Below are 20,028 nucleotides of genomic sequence, written 5' to 3'. Positions count from 1 at the left end.
GGTGGGAGGGCTATTCGGCGGCCGGAAGCGCGGCGCGAGGCCGTTGCCACCCGCGCGAACCACGGGCCCGCAGCCACGCCGTCGTCTCCTCCGGTGGCATCGCCGCGGCGACGAGCCACCCCTGTACCGCGTCGCAGCCCAAATCCCGCAGCCGTTCCCACGTCTCGTCGTCCTCCACGCCCTCGGCGACGACGAGGAGGCCCAGGGAATGCGCCAGGTCGACGGTGCAGCGCACGATCTCCGCGTCCTGGGCGTCCACGGCCAGCCGGGCCACGAAGGAGCGGTCGATCTTCAGCTCGCTGACGGGCAGCCGCCGCAGATGGACCAGGGACGAATACCCCGTGCCGAAGTCGTCCAGGGACATCTTCACGCCGTGCCCGGTGAGCCCGGCGAGGGTGTCGGCGACCCGTTGCGGGTCCTCCAGCAGGACGTGCTCCGTTATCTCCAGCTGGAGCGCCCCGGCGGGGACCCCGTGCCGGGCCAGCCGCGCGGCGACCAGACCCGCGAAACCCGGCGTGTGGACGTCGCGCGGTGAGACGTTGACGGCGACCGGGACCCGCAGCCCCTGCGCGCGCCACCGGGCGACCTGCGCGAGAGCGGTGTCCAGGACGTACTCCGTCAGATGGGGCATCAGCCCGGAGGACTCGGCGATCGCGATGAACTCGTCCGGCGGCACCTTCCCGCGCTCGGGATGCACCCAGCGGACCAGCGCCTCCAGACCGGCGACCTGCCCGTCGAAGCGGACCTTGGGCTGGTAGTGCAGCTGCACCTCGTGCGCGTCCAGCGCGCGGCGCAGATCGCCCAGCAGGCCGAGGCGGTCCGGGGTGTTGGAGTCGCGCTTGGACTCATACACCTCGACGCCCGTACGGTCCCTCTTCGCCTGGTACATCGCCACATCCGCCCGCCGCAGCAGTCCTTCGGCGTCCAGGGCGTGGTCGGGGAAGACGGCGACGCCGGCGCTGGCCTCCAGGACGAGGGTGAGCCCGTCGAGATCGAGCGGGGAGCTGAGCGCGGCGACGAGGCCACGGGCGACCCGGGTGGCGGAGGTGGTGGAGTCGGCGACGGGAAGTAAGACGGCGAACTCGTCGCCGCCGAGGCGCGCGGCCTCCGCCCCGCGCGGCAGGGCGAGCCGCAGCCGGTCGGCTATCTGGAGCAGCAGCCGGTCACCGGCGAGATGACCGAGGGTGTCGTTCACCGACCGGAACCGGTCGAGGTCGATCAGCACCAGGGCGGTCCGGGCGCCGATGCGTTCGGCGTCGTCGAGGGCGGTCCAGATCCGCTCCAGCAGCCACTGCCGGTTGGGCAGCCCGGTCAGCGGGTCGCGCAGCTGCTCCTCGGCGCGGGCGCGGGCCATCCACAGGGTGGAGTCGAGGGCTATGAGGGGTATCGCGAACAGCGGGAGCAGGATCGGCTGGGCGTCGGCGACGACGCACACCAGCGGCGCGATACCGAGCAGCGCGACGGCGACCAGGCCCTGTCTGACCAGGGCGGTGCGGGCGACGGTGGGCACTCCGCCGCCGCGCGGGAGGTGCAGGTACCACAGCAGGCCTCGGCTGACGGCGAGGTAGGCGACCGCGACGAGGACGACCTCGGGCACGGTGGTGACGCTCCAGCTGCCGGGCCGCCAGGGCTCCTCGACGCTCGGCACCCGGCCGAACGCGCCGAGCAGCAGGGCGCCCACGCCGATGCCGAGGATGTCCACCGCGCCGTGCAGCACGCCCTGACGCCAGCGGTGGCGTCTGGCGATGCCGACGAGGACGACGACGGTGAGGCTGACCATGCCCGCCGGCACCCAGCCGTACAGCAGCAGGACGGCGAGGGTGAGGGCGGCGCCGGAGCCGGTGCCGCCCCACCAGCGGGCGCGGCCCAGCATGACGAGGTGGCCGACGATGATGCCGGTGAGCAGGGCCAGCGACCAGCCGACCGTGCCGCTCGGGAAGAGGGCGTGGTGGCCGGCGTAGGCGCGGTAGAAGCCGGCGCCGAGGGCGCATCCGGCCGCGGCCACGACGGCCGCGGGCAGGGCCGGCCAGGACAGATGCCGTTCGGGGTCGGCGCCGGTGAGGCCGGGGGCGGGGCCGATGGCCAGGGGTGTCGGGGTGTGCGGTTCGGTGGCGGTGCCCGGTCCGGCCCGGCGCGGCCGCCCGGCCGTCCGCCCGTCGCCCCGTCCCGTCCACCGGTTCCCGCGCCACGCGCCCGCGCGGCGGCGCAGGCGCAGCCATGAGTCCGGGGCGACGCTCTCGGTCGGTTCCATTCCCGTCCCTCTCACAGCCGGCGGTGCCCACGCCACGCGGTCCGATGCCCGACAACCATCAGCGGCTCCGCGTCGAAGAAACCTTCCCCGCGCCCTTGTCGGGCTCGGGGATGCCCCAACCGCAGCCGGGCACGGCAGGCGCACATCTCAACAGTAGGCCGCGGAAGGCTTCCACGGGCAGCGGTCGTCAACGGTTGCCCGAATGCGCCCGGGCCACCCGTATGCAACTGATATGCGCCGATCGGGTGGCCTTCAACCGCTACTCCCCGGTCGGAAGCGCAACTTCGGCCGCCGCTTCGGGGCCCCGCTCCAACAGGACGCCGAAACCGTCCTCGTTCAGAACAGGAACCTTGAGTTGCATGGCCTTGTCGAACTTGGATCCGGGGTTGTCGCCCACAACGACGAAAGAGGTCTTTTTCGACACCGAACCGGTCACCTTCGCGCCCCGGCTCTGCAGGGCCTCCTTGGCGCCGTCCCGGGTGAAGTTCTCCAGTGTGCCGGTCACGACGACCGTGAGCCCCTCCAGCGGGCGCGGGCCCTCGTCCTCGCCGGTCGAGCGGTCCTCGAGCGGAACTCCGGCGGCTTTCCACTTACGGACGATCTCGCGGTGCCAGTCCTCGGCGAACCATTCCTTGAGCGCGGCGGCGATGATCGGGCCGACGCCGTCGGTGGTCGCCAGCTCCAACTCGGTGGCCTGTTCGATGCGGTCGATGGAACGGAACTCGCGCGCGAGGGCCTGCGCCGCGACCGGGCCGACGTGCCGAATGGAGAGCCCGTTCAGGAAGCGGGCGAGCGGACGGGATTTCGCCGCCTCGATGTTCTCCAGCAGGGCGAGGGTGTTCTTCTTCGGCTCGCCCTTCTGGTTGGCGAAGACGGTGACGACCTTCTCCTCGCCCGTTTTGGGATCCCGCTTGGGCAGACCGCTGTCCGGGTCGAGGACATAGGCCTTGATGGGCAGCAGCTTCTCCACCGTCAGGTCGAACAGGTCGCCCTCGTCCACCAGCGGCGGGTCCGCCGGCTCCAGCGGGCGGGTGAGCGCGGCGGCGGCCACCGCGCCGAAATGCTCGATGTCCAGGCACTCGCGACCCGCGAGGTAGGAGACGCGTTCCCGCAACTGGGCCGGACAGGTACGGGCGTTCGGGCAGCGGAGGTCGATGTCGCCCTCCTTCATGGGCCGCAACGGCGTCCCGCACTCGGGGCACTCGCTCGGCATCACGAACTCCCGCTCGCCGCCGTCCCGCAGGTCGACCACCGGGCCGAGGATCTCCGGGATGACGTCACCGGCCTTGCGGATGACCACGGTGTCACCGATGAGCACGCCCTTGGCCTTGACGACCTCCTGGTTGTGCAGGGTGGCGAACTCGACCTCGCTGCCCGCCACCGTGACCGGTTCGACCTGGGCGTACGGCGTGACACGGCCGGTGCGGCCGACGCCGACCTTGATGTCGATGAGCTTGGTGTTGACCTCTTCCGGCGCGTACTTGTAGGCGATCGCCCAGCGTGGTGCCCGCGCGGTGGAGCCGAGGCGGCCCTGCAGCCGGATCTCGTCCAGCTTGACGACAACGCCGTCGATCTCGTGTTCGACGGAGTGCCGGTTCTCGCCGTAGTACGCGATGAACTCCCGTACGCCGTCGAGGTCGTCCACCACGCGGTTGTGCCGGGAGGTGGGCAGGCCCCAGTTCTTGAGCAGGTCGTACGCCTGGGATAGGCGGGTCATGCCCGTGAAGCCCTCCAGGGCGCCGATACCGTGGACGACCATGTGCAGGGGACGGGTGGCGGTGACCCGCGGGTCCTTCTGGCGCAGCGAACCGGCGGCGGCGTTGCGGGGGTTGGCGAAGGGCTTGTCGCCGGCCGCGACCAGGCGCTCGTTGAGTTCGAGGAACTTCTCCATCGGGAAGTAGACCTCACCGCGGATCTCCACGAGGTCGGGGACCTCGTCACCGTGCAGCCGGTCCGGGATCTCCGCGATCGTACGGACGTTCGGCGTGATGTCCTCGCCGGTGCGGCCGTCGCCCCGCGTCGCCGCGCGCGTGAGGCGGCCGTTCTCGTACGTGAGGTTGACCGCGAGGCCGTCGACCTTCAGCTCGCACAGGAAGTGGTACTCCTGGTCGCCCAGTTCCCTGGCGATGCGGTCGGCCCAGGCGGCGAGGTCGTCGTCGTTGAAGGTGTTGTCCAGGGAGAGCATCCGCTGGCGGTGCTCGACGGACGTGAACTCCGTCTCGTACGACCCCGCGACCTTCTGGGTCGGCGAGTCCGGGGAGCGCAGCTCCGGGTACTCCTCCTCCCATGCCTCCAGAGTCTTCAGGAGCTTGTCGAACTCCGCGTCGCTGATGACGGGAGCGTCCTTCACGTAGTACCGGAAGCGGTGCTCCTCGACCTGCTCCGCCAGCTGGGCGTGCTTCTCGCGGGCCTCGGCGGGCACCGCCGTCGTCTCCGCTTGCTTGTCGCCGGCCACCGTGTTGTCCTTCCGTTACTCTGGGTTGTCCTCAAGGGATCTCGCCGCCCGGACGCAGTGGGCGAGCGCCTGGCGTGCGTAAGCGGGGGAAGCCCCCGCCAGACCGCACGCCGGGGTGACCGTGACCGCCTCCGCGAGCAGCCCCGGACGCAGCCCCAGCCTGCGCCACAGCGTCCTGACACCCATGACGCTACCGGCAGGGTCTGACAATGGGCCGTCCGTGGCGGGGACGACACCGGCGAACAGCCGCGTCCCGCTCTCGACGGCCTCGCCGATCACGTCGTCGTCACGCTCGGTGAGAAGCGCGAAGTCGAAGGAGACGGCGGCCGCGCCCGCGCGGCGCAGCAGGGCGAAGGGGACGTCGGGGGCGCAGGAGTGGACCACGACGGGTCCGCCGCCGTGCACCCCGATCACGTCCCGCAGAGTGGACTCGACCACCTGCCGGTCCACGGACCGGTGCGTGCGGTAGCCGCTGGCGGTCTTCACCTGCCCGCGCAGTACGGCGGTGAGGGAGGGTTCGTCGAGCTGCAGCACGAGCCGGGCGCCGGGCACGCGCCGCCGCACCTCGGCGAGGTGGAGGCGCAGGCCCTCCCCGAGTGAGGCTGCGAGGTCGCGGCAGGCACCGGGGTCCGACAGCGCGGCCTCGCCGTTCCTCAGCTCCAGGGCGGCGGCCAGCGTCCACGGCCCGACCACCTGGACCTTCAGGTCGCCCTCGTAGCCCTGGGTGTACTCCTCCAGGGCGTCCAGGTCCTCCCGCAGCCAGGAACGGGCACGCTTGGTGTCCCGGCCGGGCCGGTCCCCGATCCGCCAGCCGCTGGGCTCCACGCGCGCGTACAGCTCGACCAGCATCCCGGCGGTGCGGCCGATCATGTCGGCGCCGGGGCCTCGAGCGGGCAGCTCGGCAAGGAAGGGGAAGTCCTCGAAGGACCCGGTGGCGGTCTTGGCGGCCTCGCGGGCATCGCCACCGGGCAGGGACCCGACGCCGGTGGCACCACCGAACCTGAACACGCTGTTTTCGCTCACCAGGGAAGCCTACGGAACCCTCCGGCCGAGATCAGCGCCCCGGCCGTACCGTCAGGTCGTTGACCTCCGCGTCACCCGGCAGATCCAGGGCCATCAGGATCGTCGTGGCGACCGACTCGGGGTCGATCCACTTCGAAGCGTCGTACTCCTTGCCCTCCTGCTGGTGGACCTTGGCCTGCATGGGGCTCGCCGTGCGGCCGGGGTAGACGGAGGTGACGCGGACGCCGTTGCCGTGCTCCTCGTGGCGCAGGGAGTCGGCGAGGGCCTTCAGGCCGTGCTTGGAAGCGGCATACGCCGACCAGCCGGCGTGCGCGTTGAGTCCGGCACCCGAGTTGACGAAGATCACATGGCCACGGGCCGCGCGGAGCTGGGGCAGGAAGTGCCGGGTCAGCTCGGCGGGGGCGACCAGGTTGACGTTGAGCTGGTGGCGCCAGGACTTCGGGGTCAGGTCGCCGACCTCGCCCAGGTCCACGACTCCGGCGATGTGCAGGAGCGAGTCCACACGGTCCGGGAGTGTCTGGTGGGAGAACGCCCACGAGAGCTTGTCGGGGTCCGCGAGGTCGCCGGCCAGGGTGCGCGCCCCCGGGAACTCGGCGGCCAGTTCCTTCGCCCGGCCCGCGTCGCGCGCGTGCAGCACGAGTTCGTCCCCGCGGGCGTGCAGCCGGCGGGCCACGGCCGCGCCGATTCCGGAACCGGCCCCGGTGATCACATGAGTAGCCATGCCCGCCATGCTCGCATCAGTGGACGCCGAGCTGCTCCTCCAGGTAGGCCAGGGCCCCGACCGGCTCGTCGGCGAAGAAGACCAGCTCGGCCAGCGGGCGTGGCAGAAAGCCCTCGTCCTCCATACGGCGGAACTGCTCCCTGAGGCCGTCGTAGAAGCCGGCGGTGTTCAGCAGCACGACCGGTTTCGTGGTGCGGCCGTGCTTCTTCAGCTCCAGGATCTCGGTGGCCTCGTCCAGTGTGCCGGTGCCGCCCACCATGATCACCACGGCGTCGGCCTTCTCCAGCAACAGCTTCTTGCGTTCGGCGAGGTCACCGGCGATGAACATCTCGTCCGCACCGGGTCGCGCCTTGTTCGCGAGGAACTCCACGGACACGCCCAGCAGCCTGCCACCGGCCTCCTGCACGCCGTCGGCGACCACCTTCATCAGGCCGACGTTGGAGCCGCCCCAGACCAGGGTGTGACCTGCCTTGCCGATCAGTTCCGCGAACTCGCGCGCGGGGCGCGTGTAACGCTCGTCGAGGTCGGCGGCGGACAGGAAGACGCAGATGTTCATGGCCCCTACCGTACGGTCGTTGCCGTGCGCGGGAAGAAGGGCGGCCCGCCCGGTGCTCACCCCATATGACCCAAGGACACACCATCACCATCGAGCAGAGCGAGCGGCACGTGCGCGTGGTGCACGGTGACCAGGTGCTCGCGGAGACCGACCGCCCCCTGGCGCTGCGCGAGACGGGCTGTCCGGTGCGGTACTACATCCCCGCCGAGGACGTACGCCTCGACCTGCTGACCCCCTCCGACACGCACACCGTCTGCCCGTTCAAGGGCACGGCGTCCTACTGGTCGCTGCCGGACGCGCCGGACCTCGTCTGGGCGTACCCGGACCCCAAGCCGGAGGTGGCGCGGATCAAGGACCATCTGTGTTTCTACGAGGCCGACGTGTCATGACGGCCGGCGACATCGCCGTGTCGTGACCGATCGGTTCCGTGCTCTACGGCAGTCTGCACGGCCATGGACAAGAACACGACTTCCCGCGACGGCACCTCTCTGGCGTACGAAGTGAGCGGCCAGGGTCCCACGGTGATCCTGGTGAGCGGCGCGATGTCCACCGGCGGCACCGTGGCGCCCCTGGCCCAGCGGCTCGCGGACCGCTGCACGGCCGTCGTCTACGACCGCCGGGGCCGCGGGGCGAGCGGTGACACGCCGCCCTACGAGGTCGCCCGTGAGGTGGAGGACCTGGCGGCGCTGATCGACGCGGTGGGCGGCGATGCGGCGCTGTTCGGGGTCTCCTCGGGCGGCGCACTGGTCCTGGAGGCGGCGGCGAGCGGGCTGCCGGTCCGTCGGGTCGCGGTCTACGAGGTGCCGTTCGCCGACTTCCTGACGGGCGGCGCCGAACGCGAGGCCACGTACAAGGAGCAGCTGGACAAGGCGCTCGCCGAGGGCCGGCGCGGGGACGCGGCGGAGCTGTTCCTGCGCATGACGGGCCTGGCCGAGGAGATGATCCGGGGCGCCCGCCGGTCGCCGATGTGGGCCGGTATGGAGGCCGTGGCGCCGAGCCTCGCGTACGACGACGCGGTCATGGGCGACGGCCTGCTCCCCCGGGAACGGCTCGCCGGAATCTCCGTGCCCGTGCTGTCCTTCGCGGGCGGGGCGAGCCCGGAGTTCCTGCGCGAGGCGTCCCGCGCGATCGCGGACGTGGTGCCCCGGGGCACGTACCGGGTCCTGGAGGGGCAGACCCACATGGTGGACCCGGATGTCGTCGGTCCTTTGCTGGCGGACTTCGTCACGGGGTGAGGCTCGCGACCCCTGTGAGGGCTACACCGCCGCTGCCGTCGCGCGCGTGGTCGACGCGATCGTCGCCGAGCCCACCACCCGCGTGCCGTCGTACAGCACGATCGCCTGGCCGGGGGCGACGCCGCGGACCGGCTCGGTGAAGGTGACGCGCAGTTCGCCGCCGACCGGTTCCGCGGTGACCCCGGTCTCGCCGCCGTGGGCGCGCAGCTGGGCGGTGTAGGTGCCCGGACCGGTCGGAGCCGTGCCGCACCAGCGCGGCTTGATCGCGGTGAGGGCGGTGACGTCCAGGGCGGACGCGGGACCGACGGTGACCGTGTTGGTGACCGGGGAGATGTCGAGGACGTAGCGCGGCTTGCCGTCGGGGGCCGGGGTGCCGATGCGCAGGCCCTTGCGCTGGCCGATGGTGAAGCCGTACGCGCCCTCGTGCGCGCCCAGGCGGTTGCCGTCCTCGTCGACGATGTCACCCTCGGCCTTGCCGAGCCGCTTGGCCAGGAAGCCCTGGGTGTCGCCGTCGGCGATGAAGCAGATGTCGTGCGAGTCGGGCTTCTTGGCCACCGCGAGGCCCCGGCGCTCGGCCTCGGCGCGGATCTCCTCCTTGGTGGTGACCGTGTCGCCGAGCGGGAACATCGCGTGGGCGAGCTGCTTGTCGTCCAGGACCCCGAGGACGTACGACTGGTCCTTGGCCATGTCGGAGGCGCGGTGCAGCTCACGGGCGCCGTCCTCGCCCACGACCACCTTGGCGTAGTGGCCGGTGCAGACGGCGTCGAAGCCGAGGGCCAGCGCCTTGTCCAGCAGCGCGGCGAACTTGATCTTCTCGTTGCAGCGCAGGCACGGATTGGGGGTGCGGCCCGCCTCGTACTCGGCGATGAAGTCCTCGACGACGTCCTCGCGGAAGCGGTCGGCGAGGTCCCAGACGTAGAACGGGATGCCGATGACGTCGGCCGCGCGGCGGGCGTCACGCGAGTCCTCGATGGTGCAACAGCCCCGCGCGCCGGTACGGAAGGACTGGGGGTTCGCGGAAAGCGCCAGGTGGACGCCGGTGACGTCGTGGCCGGCTTCCGCGGCACGCGCGGCGGCGACGGCGGAGTCGACTCCACCGGACATGGCGGCGAGGACGCGGAGGGGGCGGGTGCGCTGCGGGGTGTCAGTCATAGCCCTTCCAGAGTACGGGGGCGCGGGAACCGGGTCCGCCGGATATCCGTTGGAGATCACATGGGGGCGAGTGAGGACCGCGTGGGCACGGCGAAGGACGACACCGGCCGCCGGCTGGGGCGGCGGGCCCTGCTGGTCGGCGGGGCCGCGGCCACCCTGGGCACGGCCGTGCTGGCCCGGGAGGAGCTGTCCCGGCTGTGGTGGCGGCTGCCCGGCGTGGACAGGCCTCGGGTGGCGGGCGCGGTGGACTTCCGGGGCGCCCGCTGGGTGGCGGCCTCTCCGGCGAACTACCGGCGGGCGGACCGGCCGGACGACTATCCGGTGGACCGGGTGGTCGTGCACGTCACCCAGGGCGGCTACGGGTCGGCGGTCAAGGTTTTCCAGGACCCGGCGCACGGGGCGGCCGCGCACTACATCGTGCGCAAGGACGGGCACGTCACCCAGCTGATCCGGGAACTGGACGTGGCCTTCCACGCGGGTAACCGGCAGTACAACGAACGCAGTGTCGGCATCGAGCACGAGGGCTTCGTCGAGGACGCGTCCTCCTTCACGGACGCCATGTACGTGGCCTCGGCGCGGCTGACGGCGGCGATATGCGGGCGGTACGGCGTGCCCGTGGACCGCGAGCACATCATCGGCCACGTGGAGGTGCCGGGCGCGGACCACACGGACCCGGGGCCGCACTGGGACTGGGGGAGGTACATGGGGCTGGTGCGACGTGCGCGCAGTGCCGGGGCCTGACCGGCGCGGCAGATCCGGGCCCGGCCGGCAAAAAATCAAGAAATCAGCCCTTTATGTCTGGGATGAGGCGTTCTATCCTGATATCAGACCTACGAGACGAGTGAGGGAGTCCAAGCGGAGTAGCCGACTACAGCGAGAGGCACACCGCCTCCGCTGGTGCCGACGTCGACGCTCGGGCTGAGAGGCCGGAAGGTTGCTGGGACAGGACCGGACGGCGACCCCCAGATACCTGATCCGGGCAATACCGGCGAAGGGAACCCGCCTCGTAGGTCGCTTTGTGCCCAGCCGGACTTCACGCCTTGTCTTCTCAGCTGAGACCCGCCGCCCGGGCCCGTTCCACCGCCGGGCCGATCGCCTTGGCGACCGCCTCGACATCCGCCTCCGTGGAGGTGTGGCCGAGGGAGAAGCGCAGGGTGCCGCGGGCTAGGTCCGGGTCCGTACCGGTGGCGAGCAGGACATGGCTGGGCTGGGCCACACCCGCGGTGCAGGCGGAACCGGTGGAGCACTCGATGCCCTGGGCGTCCAGCAGGAGCAGCAGGGAGTCGCCCTCGCAGCCCGGGAAGGTGAAGTGCGCGTTGGCCGGAAGGCGGCCCTCGGGGGCCGGGTCGCCGCCGAGGATCGCGTCCGGTACGGCGCCACGGACGGCGTCGATCAGCTGGTCCCGCAGGCCACCGATCTCGCGCGCGAACCACTCGCGCTGCTCGGCGGCGAGGAGGCCCGCGACGGCGAAGGAGGCGATGACCGGGACGTCGAGGGTGCCGGAGCGTACGTGCCGCTCCTGACCACCACCGTGCAGGACGGGCACGGGGGTGTACTCGCGGCCGAGAAGCAGGGCGCCGATGCCGTACGGGCCGCCGATCTTGTGGCCGGAGACGGTCATCGCGGCGAGACCGGAGGCGGCGAAGTCGACCGGGACCTGACCGAAGGCCTGGACCGCGTCGGAGTGCAGAGGGATGCCGAACTCGGCGGCGGCGTCGGCGAGTTCACGGACCGGCATGACCGTGCCGATCTCGTTGTTGGCCCACATCACGGTGGCCAGGGCGACGTCGTCGGGGTTGCGGGCGATGGCCTCGCGCAGCGCCTCGGGGTGGACACGGCCGTAGGGGTCGACGGGGAGGTACTCGACGGTGGCGCCCTCGTGTTCGCCGAGCCAGTGCACGGCGTCGAGAACGGCGTGGTGCTCGACCGGGCTGGCCAGGACGCGGGTGCGGGCCGGGTCGGCGTCACGGCGGGACCAGTACAGGCCCTTCACCGCGAGGTTGTCGGCCTCGGTGCCACCCGAGGTGAAGACGACCTCGCTGGGCCGGGCGCCCAGCGCTTCCGCGAGGGTTTCGCGGGACTCCTCGACCGTGCGGCGGGCCCGGCGGCCGGAGGCGTGCAGGGAGGACGCGTTGCCGGTGATGCTCAGCTGGGCGGTCAGTGCCTCTGCCGCCTCCGGGAGCATCGGGGTCGTGGCGGCGTGGTCGAGGTAAGCCATGGTGAGCCGATTCTACGGCCCCCCTGCCATCGGCCGACTGGCCGCCGTCGGCCGGGTGGCGCCTTACGTGGGCCGCACCCGGGGTCGGGGGCGCCGCACCCGGGGTCGGGGGCGCCGCGCCCGGCACCGTCGGCCGCGCCCACCCGTTCCGCCCCAGCGGAACGACTGCCCACGGCGGCGGATCGGCTGCGGGCCGGAGTGGGGTGGCGGATCGACCGCGGACCGGCGTGCGGTGGCGGGATCGACTGACGGTCGCCGCGCGGTGATGGCTCGGCTGTCATCCGCCGTGCGGTGACGGATCGACCGCCGACCTTCGTGCGGTGACGGATCGGCCGGCGCCCGCCGTGCGGTAGCGGATCGGCTGTCGCCCCGCGTGACCGCCCCGTCGCCCCCAGAGCCCTGCCGGGTCGGCCTCACAGGCTCCAGGACACCGTGTGGGACAGCTCCATCGCGGTCAGCAGGACCGCCAGATCGGCCACGCCCAGGGCCAGGCCCAGGTACGCACGGCCGCGGCGGGCCGTCCCCCGCCAGAGCGCGACGGCGGCCAGGGCGATGGCGATCGGGCCCAGGAAGAGGTTGAGGACCAGCAGACCGAGGAGGCCGAGGATGAAGGACGCGACGGCCATGCCGTCGGCGTCGCGCGTGCGCGGCCGGGTGCCGAGGTCGGTGCGGCTGGTGGCCGGTGCGGTGAGTTGCATGGTGCTCAGCTCCTGAAGTCCTTTCCGACGGTCAGTTGACCGAAGTGCGGCGACGGCGGCCGTGGCGTTCGCGGATCGCGAAGACGCCGAGCCAGACGGCGATGACGGCGGCCATCACGGCAGTGACGGTCAGCGGCGCGTGGGCCACGGTGCCCAGCACGACGCCGAACAGCATGAGTGCGGCGACGAGGAACAGCATGGGATCAGATCCCCCCTCCGAGATGCCTCGTGTTCGGCTGGTGTGAAGTTTGGGTGAACAGTTGTAGTAACAGTTGTTCACTGACTTTGAGTCTAGCGCGTCCGACGGCTTTTCAATTCCAGAGAACAGTTGTTAACTGGATGACATGAGTCACACCCTCGGCATCCGGCAGGCCCAGAAACAGAAGACCCGGCAGGCGTTCCTCGACGCGGCACTCGCGCTGCTGGAGGAACAGAGCCTGAGCAGTCTGGGACTGCGCGAGGTCACCCGGGCCGTCGGTGTCGCCCCGACCGCCTTCTACCGGCACTTCCGCTCGACCGCCGACCTCGGGATCGCCCTGGTCGACGAGGCGCTGGGCAGCCTGCACCCGATGGTGCGGACAACGGTGTCAACGACGGGTGACAGTGAGGAACGCATCACCCGCGCCATCGAGTTGATCGCCCACCACGTCGACGCGTATCCGGCACACGTCCGGTTCATCGCCCGCGAGCGGCACGGCGGGGTGCAGCCGGTGCGCGAGGCCATCCGGGACCAACTCGCCCGGTTCGCCGAGGAGGTGAAGGCCGAACTGGTCAAGGATGCGGAGGCGGCGGGCTGGAACGACGACGACCTGCTGATGCTGGCGCACCTCTATGTCGACCAGATGCTCATCACCGCCTCCCTGTTCCTGGAGGCGCTGGAGGCCCCGGAGGCCGAGCGGGAGCGGGTGACGCAGCTCGCCACCCGGCAACTGCGGCTCATCAGCATCGGCCGCAGCCACTGGCTCGACTGAGCCACCTGGGGCATGCGGCGGGGGCGGCATATTCGGCCTGCCGCCCCCGCGGTCGTGCGGCCCTCCGCTCTGCTGGGCCTGCCCCGGCCTGCCCCGACCCGGACCACCGCAGCCGCCCCCGGGACCGCTCTGGCCACCGGGCGCACCGCTCGGCAGGCCCGAAGGGAACCCGCTGGGCCGGCCGGACGTACCGCCCGCCGGCAACCCGGACGGTGTCCGGCAACCCTGCCGCCGACCGGAGTCGTCGCCGCTGGCGAGGAGTCGCCGGAGCCGCATGCGGTCAGCGGCAGCGGGGAGGCGGACAGCAGGGCGACGGTCGGGAGGAAATGGGCGCGCTTCCTGAGGCGCCGCCGCCCACCTGGGATCTCAGTCGCCGGCCGGGCTCGTCCCCTGGTACAAGGCCGTGACCGAGCGGGCCCCCGCCAGCAGTTCCGCGCGGGCCTCGGGCGGGTCGAGAACCTCCACGCGGTCGGAGAACACGAGAAGTTGGCGCACCGCGCGCAGCACCGGGTACGACAGCCGGGCGGTGACCCATTCGCTTGCGCCGTCGTCGTCCGGCAGGGCCGTCAGCTGCGAAGCGACCATCCGCTGGAACATGTCGAGAAGCTCGCGCCGGACCCGCACGGTGACCTCGACCCCGTCCGCCCGGTCCTCCACCTGGCGTCGCAACACCTCCCAGACAGCCGTGAGTTCGACTCCGCTTCGACGCCGTACGGGCTCGTCCAGCAGCCGGGCCGAGCGCACCCGGTCGGCGCGGAACAACCGCGGGGCACCACGCCGGTCGGCGACCAGGTACCAGACGCCGGCCTTGGCCACCAGGCCGTACGGGTCCACGGTGTACGTCCGCGGCTCCCGCTCACCGCTGTGCCGGTAGCGCAGTCTCAGACGCCGGTCGGAGAAGACCGCGTCCTGCAGCACCCGCAGGTCGACGGCCTGCTGCGGGCCGCTCTTCCAGCGGGTGGCGTCGACCAGGATGCGGCGGCTGGTCACCTCGGCGGCGGGCCGGTGCGGCGCCGGCAGCGCGGCCATCACCTTGCGCAGGGCCGAGCCGAGGGCCGCGTCGAGACCGAGTGCGGCGTGGGCGCCCTGGGCGGCCAGGATGAACAGGGCGCGGGACTCGTCGGCGGTCAGCCCGGTGACGTCCGTGCGGAAGCCGGCGAGGAGTTCGATGCCGCCGTGCCGGCCGCGTTCGGCGTAGACCGGGACGCCGGAGGCCGACAGGGCCTCGATGTCCCGGTAGATGGTGCGGACCGACACCTCGAGCCGGTCGGCGAGTTCGTGCGCGGGGACGCGGCCCCGGGTCTGCAGGAGCAGCAGGATCGACAGCAGCCGGTCGGACTTCACGCGCTCAGGATCACGCCGCGCGGTGTCCCGCGCAAATGTTGACGGAAGGTGTCAGGTTTTCCCGGGATTCTCGTCGCACCGGCCACCGAGAGAGGCACACCATGACCACCACCGGCTTCACCGACCCGCGCCCCGTCTACGCCCGCGCCACCGAGCAGGCGGCGGCCCTCATCAAGACGGTCCGCCCCGAGCAGCTCGACGGCCCCACGCCCTGTACCGAGTTCGACGTACGGACACTGCTGAGCCACATCGTCGGCGGTACCCGGCGGATCGCGGTCGTCGGCGAGGGCGGTGACGGACTCGCCGTGCGCCCGTTCGCCGAGGGCGTCGAGGACGACGGCTGGGCTGCGGCCTACGACGAGGTGCGGGTCCGCGTCCTGAAGGCGTGGGAGAGCGACGAGCGGATGACGGCCCCGGTGCGTGTGCCCTGGGGCGAGGTCCCCGGACACGCGGCGCTGTCGGGTTACGTGATGGAGATCGTCACGCACACCTGGGACCTCGCCGAAGCCGTCGGCCATCCGCACCGACTCGACCAGGAACTCGCCGAGTTCGCACTCGCCACGGCCCGCCGGGTACTGCCCGATTCCCGGCCCCGCGACCAGGAGACCCCCTTCGACGCCCGCCGCGAGGACCCCGAAGGAGCCGGTGCCTACGAGCAGTTGGCGGCCTGGACGGGCCGCGCGCCGCTCAGCCGAGCCTGACCCGGGCGAGCTGCCGGGACTGGGCGACCAGGCGGTCCTCGCTGTCCCAGACCTCGGCGTCCTCCTCCAGGAAGCCGCCGGCCAGGTTGCGGGTGGTGATGGACACCCGCAGCGGGCCGGGGGCCGGACGGTGGCGGACGTGGACGGTGAGTTCGACGGTGGGCACCCAGCCCTTGAGGCCGATCTCGAAGGCGGTGGGCGGCAGGGCGTCCACCGTGAGCAGCAGGGAGAGCGGGTCGGCGGCACGGCCGTCGGCGAGGCCGAACCAGGCCCGCATCTCCCCCTTGCCGGAGGGCGCGCCGAGCGCCCAGCCGAGGGTGGCGGGATCCAGCTTGATCATCAGCCGCTCGGTGATGGCCGAACTGCCCGGCACCGGAGCGGGAGAGTCGTCGGGACCGAGGCACTGGTCCAGCGGCGGGATGGCGGGCGGGGTCGCCGTCGTACGGACGTCGTCGGGAAGGGCGGCGAGGTCGCCGTAGGAGGCGAGGACGCGGATGCGTTCGACCTCGTTGCCCTCCTCGTCGTACTGGAAGAGCGAGGCCTGGCCGGTGGAGAGGGTGCGGCCGGTGCGGACCGTCTCCGTGCGGACGACCGCCGGGCCGGGCTGGGAGGCGGTCAGGTAGTGCGCGGAGATGGTGAAGGGGTCCGCGTGCGGAAGGGTGTCCGCGAGGGCCCGGCCGAGCACGGCCAGCAGATAGCCGCCGTTGACGGCGTTGATGATGGTCCAGCCGGCCGAGAGGTCGATGTCGTAGACACCGGGGGCGCGCCGGGTGACCGCCGTGTCACGGTCGAACTCGCTGTCGCCGATCACGGCCCGCGAGGGGGGTCCCCCCGCTCGAGCGAAGCCGAGAGTAGGGGAGGGTGCGGAAGCTGCTTCTGGCATGGATGAACGGTACAACAGGAAATTACTAAGCGGTAGCTTTTGATAGAGGGCGGGGACGGGGACCCGACGCGCAGCGCGCCACCGGGTCTACTCCTCCGTCACGGTCGACCGGCGGTTCCACGCACGCGGCGCCCGCCAGTGGAACCGCATCGCGAGCAGCCGCAGCACGAAGGCCGTGACGACCGCGAGCCCGCTGGTGAACGGAGTCAGGGCGTCGTAGTGGATACAGAGCACCACCATCGTGGCGCCGACGATCGCCGGGACCGCGTACAGATCCCGGTCCCAGCGCAGCAGGGACGGCACCTCGTTGGCGAGCACGTCCCGCAGCACGCCGCCGCCGACGGCGGTGGCGAGGCCCAGGGTCGCGGACGCGGTCAGGTTGAGGCCGTAGGAGTACGCCTTCGTCGTCCCGCTCACGCAGAACAGGCCGAGGCCGGCCGCGTCGAAGACGAGCACCGCCGCCTGGATGCGCTCCACGTGCGGATGCAGGAAGAAGACGACGAGTGCGGCGAGCAGCGGGGTGACGAAGTACCCGAGGTCCGTGAAGGCGGCCGGGGGCACCGCTCCGATGATCAGATCGCGGAACAGTCCTCCGCCCAGCGCGGTGACCTCGGCGAGGACGGCGATGCCGAAGACGTCGAAGTTCTTCCGGACGGCCAGCAGCGCGCCGGAGATCGCGAACACGAAGATGCCGATGACATCGAGCACGTGCTGGACGGAGGGACTGAAGAGTTGCTGGAGCTGCACCCTGACATTCTTACCCGATGGAACGCCTGAACCTTACAAAGCCAGGCTCACAGGGCGGGTTTCCCTGTGGTGAACAGCCAGGCGTCGAAGAGATCGTCCAGCTGCCGCCCGCTGACGTGCTCGGCGAGGCGGATGAAGTCGGCCGTGTCCGCGTTGCCGTACCGGTGAAGCTTCGTCCAGGCGGGCAGCAGCTTGAAGAAGGCGGTGTCGCCGATCCGCTCACGCAGCGCCTGGAGGGTCATCGCGCCGCGCTGGTAGACGGCGGAGGCGAACATCGTGTCACGCTGCGGGTCGGCCACCTTGATCTGCCAGAAGGAGGAGTCGGCGGGGCGGGAGTGGTAGCCGGCCAGGAAGGAGTCGTGGGCCGAGCGGGTGCCCTGGTGTTCCGCCCACAGCCACTGGGCGTAGGTGGCGAAGCCCTCGTTGAGCCAGATGTCGTTCCACCGGGCCACGCTCACCGAGTCGCCGAACCACTGGTGGGCCAGCTCGTGCACGATGGTCGTCTCGTTGCGCACGGCCGAGTAGGCGGGCTTGCTCTGCACCTCCAGCGAGAATCCGGCCTCGGGCATGTCGTCGACGATCGCGCCGGTCTCCTCGAAGGGATACGGGCCGAAGACCTGCGACCAGTAGTCGGTGGCGGCGGCGGTGACGGCGTACACGTCGACGCTGTTGCCGTTCTTCAGTACGGGGTCGATGGCGACGTAGATCGGGATGCCGCCGGGGGTCCGCCCGGTGCGCACGTCGAACTTCCCGATGGTGGCGGTCGCGAGGTACGTGGCCATGGGCCTGCTCTCCCGCCAGTGGGTGTACGTCGAGCCGCCCTTGTCGTACGTCGACACGAGCCGGCCGTTGGAGACGGCGGTCAGGCCCCGCGGCGCCTTGATCCGGATGTCGTAGGTGGCCTTGTCGGAGGGGTGGTCGCTGGACGGGAACCAGGTGGAGGCGGCGTTGGGCTCGCAGACGACGAAAACGCCGTCGCCGGTCTTCATCCAGCCGTACTTGGAGCCGAACACGATGGGGCCGCCGAGGGGCTCCGGTATGCCGCCGTAGGTGACGCTCACGGTGAAGTCCCGCCCCCCGCGCAGCCGTTGCTTCGGGGTGACGGTGACCTCGTCGCCGTTACGCGTGAACCGGGCGTGTCTGCCGTTGACCTCGACCTTGGTGATCTCCAGCTGCTGCAGGTCGAGGTCGAAGGAGGAGAGCTTCCGGGTGGCGCGGGCCGTGAGGGTCGCGCGGCCGTTCAGGCGGCCGGTGTCGGGGGCGTAGTCGATGTCCAGGTCGTAATGGCGGGCGTCGAAACCGCCGTTGCCCAGCTGCGGGAAGTAGGGGTCGCCGATGCCGGGGTCGCCGGGGGCCGGGGCGGGGGAGGCCGCGATGGCGAGTAAGGAGGCTGCCGCGGTGGCGAGCGAGCCGAGACGTGCCGAACGGGAGAGTGCCATGAGTCGTCCCTTTCGCGCGTGTGCCGATCAGTGGTCGGACACGGACGACTCTGCACTCCCCCGTTCAGGCATGTACATGACTTTGCCCAGTTGTCATGTGCTACTTGTCGGTTGACTCCTGGGAGTCGGCTGCGGGCGCCTCGCCGGCGGTCCCGGCATCGGCTTCCCGCTCCGCCTCGGCCGCGCGGCCGGTCTCCTCGGCGACGGCCTCGGTGTCCCCGGAGCCCTCTGCGGGAGCGTCGGCGGCGGCACCGGTGGCGGTGGCGGGCTCGTCGGCCTCGGCCGCGGCCATCTCGGTCGAAACCCTCGCACCGGGACCGGTCTTCGCGCCGGAACGCGCCGCCTCGACGGCGGTCTCCTCGGCCGCGGCGGCCTCGGTCTCCACGGAGGCGTTCGCCGCTTCGGAAGCCGCAGCACCCCCAGCAGCCGCCACCTCCTCGGCAACGGGCTCCTTCTCCGTCGAGCCGCCGGCGGCTACCGCGTCCGGCACCAGTTCCGACGCCTTCTTCGCCGCCGACAGCAGGACCGTGTCCTGCGGGGCCTGGTCGGCGAAGTTCTCCGGGTGGTGACAGGCGACCCGCTGCCCCGGCCTCAGCTCCACGAGCTGCGGCTCGGTCGTCTTGCAGATCTGCGTCGCCTTCCAGCACCGGGTGTGGAAGCGGCAGCCGGAGGGCGGGGCGATGGGCGAGGGCACGTCACCGCGGAGCAGGATGCGCTCGCTCTTCTGACCCCGGCGCTTCGGGTCCGGCACCGGCACGGCCGACATCAGCGCCTTGGTGTACGGGTGCATCGGCGTCTCGTACAGCGAGGTGCGGTCGGCCAGTTCGACGATCTTGCCGAGGTACATCACCGCGATCCGGTCCGAGACGTGCCGGACGACGGAGAGGTCGTGCGCGATGATCACGTAGGTCAGGCCCAGCTCCTCCTGGAGGTCGTCCATGAGGTTGACCACCTGCGCCTGGATCGACACGTCCAGCGCGGACACCGGCTCGTCGGCCACCACGAGCTTCGGCTTCAGGGCGAGCGCGCGGGCGATGCCGATGCGCTGGCGCTGACCGCCGGAGAACTCGTGCGGGTAGCGGTTGTAGTGCTCGGGGTTGAGACCCACGACCGACAGGAGCCGCTGCACCTCCTTCTTGATGCCGCCCTCGGGCGTGACGCCCTGGAGCCGGAAGGGAGCACCGACGATCGTGCCGATGGTGTGGCGCGGGTTCAGCGAGGAGTACGGGTCCTGGAAGATCATCTGCACATCACGGCGCAGCGGGCGCATCCCGCTCACCCCGAGGTGGGTGATGTTCTTGCCCTCGAACTCGATCGTCCCCGCGGTCGGCTCCAGCAGCCGGGTGATCAGCCGGCCCATCGTCGACTTGCCGCAGCCGGACTCACCCACGACGCCGAGCGTCTCGCCGGAGCGCACCTCGAAGTCGATGCCGTCGACCGCGCGCACCGCGCCGCTCTGCCGCTGCAACAGTCCCTTGCGGATGGGGAAGTGCTTCTGCAGGCCGGTGACCTTGAGCAGGATCTCGCCGGGGGCGACGGCCTTGTCAAGGGTGGCCGCGCCAGAGGTTCCCAGCTCCGCACCCGCGGACGCGGGCTCCGCGCCGTCGCTCTGGGCAGGGATCTTCACTGCCTTG

19 protein-coding genes are annotated in these 20,028 nt (G+C 71.5%); 5 read left to right on the top strand and 14 right to left on the bottom strand.

The genetic code is table 11. The features are described from left to right. Positions 1 to 10: 10 nt before the first annotated feature. From ABZ079_RS30725 to ABZ079_RS30705, 5 genes are all read right to left on the bottom strand, one after another. Positions 11 to 2,251 (bottom strand): bifunctional diguanylate cyclase/phosphodiesterase, encoded by a 2,241-nt coding sequence (locus ABZ079_RS30725; RefSeq protein ID WP_356942705.1) that lies wholly within the window; start codon positions 2,249 to 2,251, stop codon positions 11 to 13. Positions 2,252 to 2,510: 259 nt separating this feature from the next. Further along, complete coding sequence (ligA, locus tag ABZ079_RS30720; RefSeq protein ID WP_356942704.1) at positions 2,511 to 4,706, bottom strand: NAD-dependent DNA ligase LigA; 2,196 nt, start codon at positions 4,704 to 4,706, stop codon at positions 2,511 to 2,513. Positions 4,707 to 4,721: 15 nt separating this feature from the next. Continuing rightward, a complete protein-coding gene (locus tag ABZ079_RS30715) occupies positions 4,722 to 5,729 on the bottom strand; it encodes a methionine synthase (RefSeq protein WP_356942703.1) in 1,008 nt (335 codons plus the stop codon). A gap of 31 nt (positions 5,730 to 5,760) precedes the next feature. Next, entirely contained in the window at positions 5,761 to 6,450 is a 690-nt protein-coding gene (locus tag ABZ079_RS30710) for an SDR family oxidoreductase (protein ID WP_356942702.1), read from the bottom strand. A 16-nt stretch (positions 6,451 to 6,466) separates the two neighbouring features. Next, on the bottom strand, positions 6,467 to 7,006 hold the full coding sequence (locus ABZ079_RS30705) for a TIGR00730 family Rossman fold protein (protein WP_356942701.1): 540 nt from the start codon (positions 7,004 to 7,006) through the stop codon (positions 6,467 to 6,469). A 65-nt stretch (positions 7,007 to 7,071) separates the two neighbouring features. On the opposite strand from ABZ079_RS30705, the gene ABZ079_RS30700 reads away from it, so the two are divergent. Both ABZ079_RS30700 and ABZ079_RS30695 read left to right on the top strand, forming a co-directional pair. Continuing rightward, a complete protein-coding gene (locus ABZ079_RS30700; protein ID WP_356942700.1) occupies positions 7,072 to 7,395 on the top strand; it encodes a DUF427 domain-containing protein in 324 nt (107 codons plus the stop codon). Between the two features lie 63 nt (positions 7,396 to 7,458). Next, entirely contained in the window at positions 7,459 to 8,241 is a 783-nt protein-coding gene (locus ABZ079_RS30695; RefSeq protein ID WP_356942699.1) for an alpha/beta hydrolase, read from the top strand. A 21-nt stretch (positions 8,242 to 8,262) separates the two neighbouring features. Here ABZ079_RS30695 and mnmA read toward each other — a convergent pair whose 3' ends face one another. Next, the gene (gene mnmA / locus ABZ079_RS30690; protein ID WP_356942698.1) at positions 8,263 to 9,393 is read right to left on the bottom strand and encodes a tRNA 2-thiouridine(34) synthase MnmA; all 1,131 of its coding nucleotides are present in this window, start codon (positions 9,391 to 9,393) and stop codon (positions 8,263 to 8,265) included. A 60-nt stretch (positions 9,394 to 9,453) separates the two neighbouring features. On the opposite strand from mnmA, the gene ABZ079_RS30685 reads away from it, so the two are divergent. Then, the gene (locus tag ABZ079_RS30685) at positions 9,454 to 10,134 is read left to right on the top strand and encodes an N-acetylmuramoyl-L-alanine amidase (RefSeq protein WP_356942697.1); all 681 of its coding nucleotides are present in this window, start codon (positions 9,454 to 9,456) and stop codon (positions 10,132 to 10,134) included. 307 nt (positions 10,135 to 10,441) lie between these two features. Here the strand turns inward: ABZ079_RS30685 and ABZ079_RS30680 are convergent, their stop codons facing one another. From ABZ079_RS30680 to ABZ079_RS30670, 3 genes are all read right to left on the bottom strand, one after another. Beyond that, on the bottom strand, positions 10,442 to 11,611 hold the full coding sequence (locus ABZ079_RS30680) for a cysteine desulfurase family protein (protein ID WP_356942696.1): 1,170 nt from the start codon (positions 11,609 to 11,611) through the stop codon (positions 10,442 to 10,444). Between the two features lie 413 nt (positions 11,612 to 12,024). Next, a complete protein-coding gene (locus ABZ079_RS30675; protein WP_356942695.1) occupies positions 12,025 to 12,309 on the bottom strand; it encodes a DUF4190 domain-containing protein in 285 nt (94 codons plus the stop codon). Between the two features lie 31 nt (positions 12,310 to 12,340). After that, on the bottom strand, positions 12,341 to 12,508 hold the full coding sequence (locus ABZ079_RS30670) for a hypothetical protein (RefSeq protein ID WP_356942694.1): 168 nt from the start codon (positions 12,506 to 12,508) through the stop codon (positions 12,341 to 12,343). Between the two features lie 145 nt (positions 12,509 to 12,653). Between ABZ079_RS30670 and ABZ079_RS30665 the strand changes: the two genes are divergently transcribed. Then, complete coding sequence (locus ABZ079_RS30665) at positions 12,654 to 13,280, top strand: TetR family transcriptional regulator (RefSeq protein WP_356942693.1); 627 nt, start codon at positions 12,654 to 12,656, stop codon at positions 13,278 to 13,280. Positions 13,281 to 13,646: 366 nt separating this feature from the next. Here ABZ079_RS30665 and ABZ079_RS30660 read toward each other — a convergent pair whose 3' ends face one another. Then, positions 13,647 to 14,624, bottom strand: a complete 978-nt coding sequence (locus tag ABZ079_RS30660) for a YafY family protein (RefSeq protein ID WP_356942692.1) — start codon at positions 14,622 to 14,624, stop codon at positions 13,647 to 13,649. A 101-nt stretch (positions 14,625 to 14,725) separates the two neighbouring features. On the opposite strand from ABZ079_RS30660, the gene ABZ079_RS30655 reads away from it, so the two are divergent. Next, positions 14,726 to 15,325, top strand: coding sequence for a TIGR03086 family metal-binding protein (locus tag ABZ079_RS30655; protein ID WP_356942691.1), 600 nt, complete (start codon positions 14,726 to 14,728; stop codon positions 15,323 to 15,325). Here the strand turns inward: ABZ079_RS30655 and ABZ079_RS30650 are convergent. The 4 genes from ABZ079_RS30650 to ABZ079_RS30635 all read right to left on the bottom strand — a co-directional run bounded on the left by ABZ079_RS30650 (position 15,312) and on the right by ABZ079_RS30635 (position 20,021). Then, complete coding sequence (locus ABZ079_RS30650; RefSeq protein WP_356942690.1) at positions 15,312 to 16,208, bottom strand: thioesterase family protein; 897 nt, start codon at positions 16,206 to 16,208, stop codon at positions 15,312 to 15,314. The genes ABZ079_RS30655 and ABZ079_RS30650 overlap by 14 nt on opposite strands. 87 nt (positions 16,209 to 16,295) lie before the next feature. Then, positions 16,296 to 16,955: a trimeric intracellular cation channel family protein gene (locus tag ABZ079_RS30645; protein ID WP_356942689.1), complete on the bottom strand. Its 660-nt coding sequence runs from the start codon at positions 16,953 to 16,955 to the stop codon at positions 16,296 to 16,298. A gap of 47 nt (positions 16,956 to 17,002) precedes the next feature. Further along, complete coding sequence (locus ABZ079_RS30640) at positions 17,003 to 18,394, bottom strand: M1 family metallopeptidase (protein ID WP_356942688.1); 1,392 nt, start codon at positions 18,392 to 18,394, stop codon at positions 17,003 to 17,005. A 100-nt stretch (positions 18,395 to 18,494) separates the two neighbouring features. Next, positions 18,495 to 20,021, bottom strand: a complete 1,527-nt coding sequence (locus ABZ079_RS30635; RefSeq protein ID WP_356942687.1) for a dipeptide ABC transporter ATP-binding protein — start codon at positions 20,019 to 20,021, stop codon at positions 18,495 to 18,497. Positions 20,022 to 20,028: the final 7 nt, after the last annotated feature.

Origin of the sequence: Streptomyces sp. NPDC006314 (assembly GCF_040613075.1) — a bacterium.
Taxonomy (GTDB): Bacteria; Actinomycetota; Actinomycetes; order Streptomycetales; family Streptomycetaceae; genus Streptomyces.
The sequence above is the reverse complement of the archived record's forward strand: the minus strand, read 5'-3'. Positions and strand labels throughout refer to the sequence as shown.

Excerpts from the sequence above, each read along its gene's own strand:
- ABZ079_RS30725 (WP_356942705.1), bottom strand. The coding sequence starts at position 2,251 with ATGGAACCGACCGAGAGCGTCGCCCCGGACTCATGGCTGCGCCTGCGC.
- ABZ079_RS30710 (WP_356942702.1), bottom strand. The coding sequence starts at position 6,450 with ATGGCTACTCATGTGATCACCGGGGCCGGTTCCGGAATCGGCGCGGCC.
- ABZ079_RS30705 (WP_356942701.1), bottom strand. The coding sequence starts at position 7,006 with ATGAACATCTGCGTCTTCCTGTCCGCCGCCGACCTCGACGAGCGTTAC.
- ABZ079_RS30700 (WP_356942700.1), top strand. The coding sequence starts at position 7,072 with ATGACCCAAGGACACACCATCACCATCGAGCAGAGCGAGCGGCACGTG.
- ABZ079_RS30695 (WP_356942699.1), top strand. The coding sequence starts at position 7,459 with ATGGACAAGAACACGACTTCCCGCGACGGCACCTCTCTGGCGTACGAA.
- mnmA (WP_356942698.1), bottom strand. The coding sequence starts at position 9,393 with ATGACTGACACCCCGCAGCGCACCCGCCCCCTCCGCGTCCTCGCCGCC.
- ABZ079_RS30685 (WP_356942697.1), top strand. The coding sequence starts at position 9,454 with ATGGGGGCGAGTGAGGACCGCGTGGGCACGGCGAAGGACGACACCGGC.
- ABZ079_RS30680 (WP_356942696.1), bottom strand. The coding sequence starts at position 11,611 with ATGGCTTACCTCGACCACGCCGCCACGACCCCGATGCTCCCGGAGGCG.
- ABZ079_RS30675 (WP_356942695.1), bottom strand. The coding sequence starts at position 12,309 with ATGCAACTCACCGCACCGGCCACCAGCCGCACCGACCTCGGCACCCGG.
- ABZ079_RS30670 (WP_356942694.1), bottom strand. The coding sequence starts at position 12,508 with ATGCTGTTCCTCGTCGCCGCACTCATGCTGTTCGGCGTCGTGCTGGGC.
- ABZ079_RS30665 (WP_356942693.1), top strand. The coding sequence starts at position 12,654 with ATGAGTCACACCCTCGGCATCCGGCAGGCCCAGAAACAGAAGACCCGG.
- ABZ079_RS30655 (WP_356942691.1), top strand. The coding sequence starts at position 14,726 with ATGACCACCACCGGCTTCACCGACCCGCGCCCCGTCTACGCCCGCGCC.
- ABZ079_RS30650 (WP_356942690.1), bottom strand. The coding sequence starts at position 16,208 with ATGCCAGAAGCAGCTTCCGCACCCTCCCCTACTCTCGGCTTCGCTCGA.
- ABZ079_RS30640 (WP_356942688.1), bottom strand. The coding sequence starts at position 18,394 with ATGGCACTCTCCCGTTCGGCACGTCTCGGCTCGCTCGCCACCGCGGCA.